Source organism: Desulfitobacterium sp. (genome assembly GCF_034927245.1).
Classification (GTDB): Bacteria; Bacillota; Desulfitobacteriia; order Desulfitobacteriales; family Desulfitobacteriaceae; genus Desulfitobacterium_A.
The window spans coordinates 42,813-49,123 of the sequence record NZ_JAYFQK010000066.1 but is presented as its reverse complement, the minus strand read 5'-3'; the positions used below and the strand labels follow the sequence as shown (position 1 = coordinate 49,123).

General features: G+C 45.3%; 6 protein-coding genes. 1 reads left to right on the top strand and 5 read right to left on the bottom strand.

Going from position 1 to position 6,311, the window contains the following annotated elements; genetic code table 11:
- A partial coding sequence (locus tag VB077_RS15300; RefSeq protein ID WP_416337077.1) for a transposase occupies positions 1 to 649 on the top strand: 649 nt, incomplete at its 5' end.
- 368 nt (positions 650 to 1,017) lie between these two features.
- Here the strand turns inward: VB077_RS15300 and VB077_RS15295 are convergent.
- From VB077_RS15295 to VB077_RS15275, 5 genes are read right to left on the bottom strand one after another with little or no spacing between them, the layout of a single operon-like run.
- Positions 1,018 to 1,827, bottom strand: coding sequence for a CoA-transferase subunit beta (locus VB077_RS15295; RefSeq protein WP_323416121.1), 810 nt, complete (start codon positions 1,825 to 1,827; stop codon positions 1,018 to 1,020).
- Positions 1,828 to 1,831: 4 nt separating this feature from the next.
- Positions 1,832 to 2,800 (bottom strand): CoA transferase, encoded by a 969-nt coding sequence (locus VB077_RS15290; protein WP_323416120.1) that lies wholly within the window; start codon positions 2,798 to 2,800, stop codon positions 1,832 to 1,834.
- Positions 2,801 to 2,840: 40 nt separating this feature from the next.
- Complete coding sequence (locus tag VB077_RS15285) at positions 2,841 to 3,989, bottom strand: acyl-CoA dehydrogenase family protein (protein WP_323416119.1); 1,149 nt, start codon at positions 3,987 to 3,989, stop codon at positions 2,841 to 2,843.
- Between the two features lie 41 nt (positions 3,990 to 4,030).
- Positions 4,031 to 5,392 (bottom strand): thiolase family protein, encoded by a 1,362-nt coding sequence (locus VB077_RS15280; protein WP_323416118.1) that lies wholly within the window; start codon positions 5,390 to 5,392, stop codon positions 4,031 to 4,033.
- Between the two features lie 32 nt (positions 5,393 to 5,424).
- Positions 5,425 to 6,267 (bottom strand): 3-hydroxybutyryl-CoA dehydrogenase, encoded by an 843-nt coding sequence (locus tag VB077_RS15275; RefSeq protein ID WP_323416117.1) that lies wholly within the window; start codon positions 6,265 to 6,267, stop codon positions 5,425 to 5,427.
- Positions 6,268 to 6,311: the final 44 nt, after the last annotated feature.

Below are 6,311 nucleotides of genomic sequence, written 5' to 3'. Positions count from 1 at the left end.
AGGCCGTAAAGGGGGCAAGGTTCTTCTTACCCTTCATTTTGTGAAGGCGGAATTCATGCTTGCCTTTTTGCGGCAGACCAACGATTCTCAATCCGTCATCTCTATTCTTGAAGGCCTTCACCTCAAACTTGGCCAGGACATTTTTATGAAGGTTATGCCGGTTTTGCTGACGGACAATGGTTCTGAGTTCTCTAACCCAAAGGCCTTGGAGTTTGACCAACACCAAAACCGCAGAACTCATCTGTTCTACTGCGATGCCTCTTCACCAGGGCAGAAAGGCTCTGCCGAGAGGAATCACGAGCTGATCCGCTATTTTATTCCTAAAGGCACTAGTATGGATGGGTTTACCCAAGCCGACATCTGCCGCATGATGGACAACATCAATTCCTACTGCCGACAAAGCTTAGGGAATAAATGCCCTTATGACATGATGGCTTTTCTCTATGGGGAAGAACTCCTTAAGGCATTGGGGTGTCACAAAATTCCGCCCAATGAGGTCATCATGAATTCCTCTCTTTTTAAGGAGACTGACGTCCATTGTCTAGGCAATCCATGGGGTTATACCGATGAGTCAGGACGAGAAATGAATTATCTCGACGCATACCAGGTTATTGAAGAACAAAAAAAAGAAATGACAGGAAGAAATTAACCTACCCGTTAATTTCCTCCTGTCATTACATCTACCGGGAAACAGCTCCATACTCCATTACATCGGGTGGAATTTACTATGCGAAAAAAATACTAAATTCCCACTCGCAGATAGCTGCGCCCTTTTTCAGCTGTTTTTACACCGGATTTGGCCTTATTTTAATCCAAAACCGAAAAAAAGTCACCCTTTTCTATTCTCCAAACAAAAAAGGATGACTTACAGTGGAATTTACTTCGATAAAGTGGAACTTACTTTGGAATTTAACCCGGAGAATAATAATAAGGTTTAATTGATTCTCAGAAGAAGATTAACCTTAACTTGCGAAATCAGAAGAAGGCCGATCATATATCATGACCGACCTCCCTGGCTTATTTTATGATAATCCCTTCCGGATCTATAGTATTCCTGAGCAGGTCCAACTCTTCATAAGTCGGGGTAATCGTTTCTCCCTTAACCCTCGAGATATTAAGCTCAAAACAGCAGTTGTCACGACAGTCCTCAGGTGTAAAGCCCGGATGAAACGTATCAAGATACATCTTACCATTTTCATCAAAGCGATAAACCCCCATATCAGAGATAACAGCAGCCGGGCCGCCATGGAAAGCGGGACCATAAACCTCTTGTTTCGGTACCCATTCTTGATCCGGCCAATGCGGGATTCTCCATCCGGGCGAAGTAATATAGCTTACTCTTTCGACAAAACGACGTTTTTGATTAATTTGGGGCATAATTAAAACACTTCGTTTGGCTAAGGAATGAATATCCGTGTTGCCCCCGCTCCCGGTAAGCCGTTTGCCTGTAGGGCCGCCCATAAAGGTAGTATTAATATTTCCGTAGAGGTCTACCTCGGCTCCCCCCAGATAGGCCAGATCAACCTTGCCTGATTGAAGCTGTTCAAATACATCGGTTAGACCGTGAGCCACTGCAGCCTGGTAGCTGCAACGGGCATCCGCAACAGAAGTCGGCAGATCGATGGGACGACCATCAATTGAACCGGATTCATAGATACAAACGGAAGTAGGAGCTTGAGTATGCTGGGCTAACATGATCGCCAACATCGGCAAACCCGTTCCCGCGAATACGATTTCGCCATCCCGCACCTCACGAGCTGCGGCACAAGCTAGGAGATCTATAGGCTTAAATTCGCCGATTTTAGAATTTCCCTTTTTTACTTCCATGGTCTTACCCCCTTTTCAGTGTTGATGAATAACCCAAGGAAGGATTCGCTCTTAGGGCTTCGAGACGTGTAATTCCGAGTTTGCTCAGATATTCTTGGAAGTCTTTGACCCCGAAAATCCACTCCTCTGCCCACTGATCAAACCCCTCTTGGGTTCGGGTAGCATTAAAGAAATTATTAATGAATGGGCCATCAGGTTCATACGCACCGAATAATCCTGTAGGGTGAGCACCCCAAGGTAATTCCACAATATAATCCACCAAATAACCGGGGAGCATATTTTGGGTCGGTTCACGGCGCAAATATTCTTCGGGAACAACCTGCTCTGCGATGATAATGTTGTGCTTGGATGCTTTGATTACTTCCTGATCGCTAAATTTTAGTCCCTCAACGCGTACAGTTCCTTCTTTACCTGCCATTTGGACATGAGTAATACACCAATCCGGTTTTGCCGCAGGGACCAGAACGATTTCGGAATGGGTAAAAGGTTCTTTATATATAACATATTTATACTTTCCAATGTGGGGATTGGACCCATCTCGGAGTCCCGCTTTTCCGAGGTTATCATTCTCGGGATTCAGTATATCGCTTCCCATCGCTGAATAAGTGGGTAAGAAGGGAAGACCTTTTGCCCCGGCTGTTAATCGATTTAGAACGTGGATATGCGCCCAATCTTCATATAGTATTTCGTTTTTTTCAATCTTGCGAGCTAAGTTACCTCCAAATTTACCGTAAAGTTCATGTCCGCTCCAAGATGATTCCCATATTTCAACGCATCCTGCTCCGACTAACATATCATCATGCGTTCCGCCGTTAACCTCAACTAAATGCAGATTTCGCTTTTTCTGACGAATCAACTCATATATTGCTGCCATGGGGCGTCGCCAAACCGTAAAACCCCCGAAGGTTAACATATCTCCATTTTGAATCTGTCCGATCGCTTCCGAAAGACTAACAATTTTAGGTCTCGCCATAAAAGAACCCCCCCTTATTCAATCGTTATCCCGGCCATAATTAAAAGCGACCAATGACTTCGCGCCCAATGATCATCCTCTGTATCTGATTTGATCCTTCATAGATTTGAGTAATCTTCGCATCTCTCATCATTCGCTCAACGGGGTATTCCGAACAATAACCATATCCGCCTAACAATTGCACACAGTTCGTTGTCACTTCCATAGCAACATCTGTTGCGAAAAGCTTAGCCATTGAAGCCTCCTTGTTATGAGGCTTTTGATGATCTTTCAGCCAAGCCGCTCTGTAGATCAGCATCTTTGCCGCATCAATTTTCGTTGCCATATCGGCGATCATGAACTGAACCCCTTGATTCGCTGCCAGCGGTTTACCAAACTGCTGTCTTTCCTTAATATAATTAGCGGTATATTCAAGGGCTCCTTCGGCAATTCCTAACCCTTGAGCGCCAATCGTGATACGGCCACCGGCTAAAAGTCCCATAGCTACTGCAAAACCATTGTTAATCTCGCCCAGAACATTCTCTTTAGAAACTTTAACATTCTCAAAATTAAGTTCAACGGTAGGCGAACCATGCATTCCCATTTTGTCTACGGGTTTACTTATCGTGAATCCCGGCATACCCTTTTCAAGGATTAAGCAAGTAATTCCTTTGCCGTTTGGAGCCGTTGAATCCGTCTTAACAAACGTACAAAACGTAGTAGCCACAGTACCATTTGTAATAAATATTTTGCTGCCATTGACCAGAAAATGATCGCCTTTACCCTCAGCTCTGCATTTCAAAGAGGCTGCATCAGACCCGGCATTAGCTTCAGTCAGTGCATAAGCTCCGATAATCTCACCTGTGGCCAATTTTTTTAGGTATTTTTCTTTTAAATACGAACTGCCATAAAGATACATGCTCATGCAGCCTAATCCCGTATGGACGCTTGTAATTACGGCGGTCGAGGCGCAAGCCTTGGCCAATTCTTCAACGATAATTGCGAAGTCCAAATAGGTACCGTCTCCGCCGCCCCATTCCTCAGGAATAGGAAATCCTGTGAGTCCAAGTTCCCTCATTTTAATCCATGTATCCATTGGAAACTCGTGGGTTTTATCAAGCTCAGGGGCTAAAGGTGCAAGTTGGTTTTGGGCAAATTTCCGGACCATGTCTCTAAGCATCAAGGTTTCGCTACTCAGTTCAAAATCCATATTTAACCCCACTCCATCTCTTATCTTATTTGTCGTTTGCTTTAATCGGCGTCAACACGAATCAGCATGGCATCTCCTTGAGCATTGCCAGCGCAGATACCACATACCCCATAACCGCCGCCGCGGCGTTTAAGCTCATAGGCTAAAGTCATGACGATCCGGGCCCCGGTTGCCCCGATGGGATGTCCATAAGCAATCGCGCCCCCATTAACATTGACCTTCTCAAACATCTGCCCTTTCGTCATCCCCAGAATGCTTCGGGCACTGACCAAGGCCACGGCGGCGAAAGCCTCGTTAATTTCGATTAGCTTCACATCATCAAGCGTCATATTGTTCTGATCCAAAACCTTCTTGATCGAAAGGCCAGGAACAGTGGCTATATCTTTCGTCGGTTGAGATACTTCTGCATAGTCCACGATCGTAAATAGGGGTTTTAAGCCAAGCTCATCTGCCTTTTCTCGGCTCATCAGCAGACAAACATCCCCACCGTCATTCGTTCCGGGTGCATTTCCCGCGGTTACGCTTCCGGGATTTCCGGTCACAGCACTGGAGTGATCAAAAACAGGCCTAAGTTTGGCCAGCCCTTCCAAAGTCGTATTTGAGCGAGGTCCTTCATCTTTTTCCATAATCTCTTTCCCTTTTTTAATAGCAATCGGGAAAATTTCGTCATCAAGTTTTCCCGAAGCCATCGCTTCGGAGGCAGCCCGTTGTGAATGAAGAGCCCATTCATCCTGTTCTTCACGACTGTACCCAAATTCATCGGCGACTTCTGAACCATGAATTGCCATGTGGCGATCGTACAGAGCATCCCAAAGCCCGTCTTGCACCATCAGGTCTACACAATCCGTATTGGGAAGTCCCATCTTCTTTCCTCTTCGCATATCAGGGAGTGCGAAAGGAATATTGCTCATACTTTCCTGTCCGCCGGCAACAACAATCTCGGCTCTTCCTAAAGCAATCATTTGAGCCCCCAGATCAATCGTTTTAACACCGGAGGAGCAAACCTTATTGACCGTAATCGAAGGCACCTGTTCGGGAAGTCCTGCCAGAAGTGTAGCTTGACGACTCGGGACTTGACCGCAGCCGGCTTGAACCACGTGACCCATAATGACATAGTCTACATCTCCGGGGGCGACTTTGCCTTCAGTCCTGCGAATGACTTCTTTTATCGCAAGTGCTCCTAATTGAGCTGCATCATACTCGACTAAAGCTCCCAGAGATTTACCATAGGGTGTTCTGCAGGCTTCTACACAAACAACCTCACGTTGTTTAGCATAGGTATTCCCAATTTTTCTCCCCTGTGTTGAAAAATCAGGCTGTCTTTCACCGTAAGCGGCGATTTTGGCATTTTTGTAATAACTCTTTCGTGTAATATCTAATTTTTGGACAACTTTAAATGACATCTACTTTTTCCCCCCTTAATTGATCGCTTTATTCACTCATATTTATAAAAACCGCGGCCCGATTTTCTACCGTACCAACCCGCTTTAACGTATTTTCGAAGGAGTGGGCAAGGACGATATTTATCGCCGAGTCCTTCATGAAGGATTTCGGAAATAGCTAGAACGGTATCTAGACCGATTAAATCTGCCAAAGCCAAAGGTCCCATAGGGTGGTTCATTCCTAACTTCATGACATTGTCGATATCTTCAGCCGTAGCGATTCCCTCGTAAAGTGTATAAATGGCTTCGTTAATCATAGGGATTAAAATCCGGTTAGCTACAAAGCCCGGGGCATCATTCACTTCCACGGGCGTTTTTCCCATTTCAAGGCTGAGGGTTTCAATTGTTTTGTACACCTCGTCACTCGTAACCAGACCGCGGATAACCTCGACGAGCTTCATCACAGGAACAGGGTTCATAAAGTGCATACCGATAACTCGATCCGGTCGTTTCGTAAAAGCGGCAATCTCTGTAATCGGTAAAGAAGAGGTATTGGTCGAAAGAATCGTATGTTCCGGACAGATGCTATCCAGTTGTGCGAAAATTTGGCTCTTAATCGCGATATTTTCTACTGCCGCTTCAATAACTAAGTCAGCTGAAGCAGCATCTTCTAGCGCAGTCGATTTTGTAATACGGTTTAAAATGACTTCCTTTTCCGCTGCCTCGAGTTTCCCTTTTTCAACGCTCCGATTGAGATTTTTTTCAATAATACCCAAACCCCGATTTACAAATGCTTCTTTAATGTCATTCAGGATAACAGAGTAGCCTGCTTGAGCCGAAACCTGAGCTATTCCGCCACCCATCTGCCCGGCACCTATAACCATTATTGTCCTCATACCGAACCCCTCCATTTTTTGTGAGTACTCTTTGTCTCTTTAAA

Coding starts and splice junctions, on each gene's coding strand:
- VB077_RS15295 (WP_323416121.1), bottom strand. CDS start 1,827: ATGGAAGTAAAAAAGGGAAATTCTAAAATCGGCGAATTTAAGCCTATA.
- VB077_RS15280 (WP_323416118.1), bottom strand. CDS start 5,392: ATGTCATTTAAAGTTGTCCAAAAATTAGATATTACACGAAAGAGTTAT.
- VB077_RS15275 (WP_323416117.1), bottom strand. CDS start 6,267: ATGAGGACAATAATGGTTATAGGTGCCGGGCAGATGGGTGGCGGAATA.
- VB077_RS15290 (WP_323416120.1), bottom strand. CDS start 2,800: ATGGCGAGACCTAAAATTGTTAGTCTTTCGGAAGCGATCGGACAGATT.
- VB077_RS15285 (WP_323416119.1), bottom strand. CDS start 3,989: ATGGATTTTGAACTGAGTAGCGAAACCTTGATGCTTAGAGACATGGTC.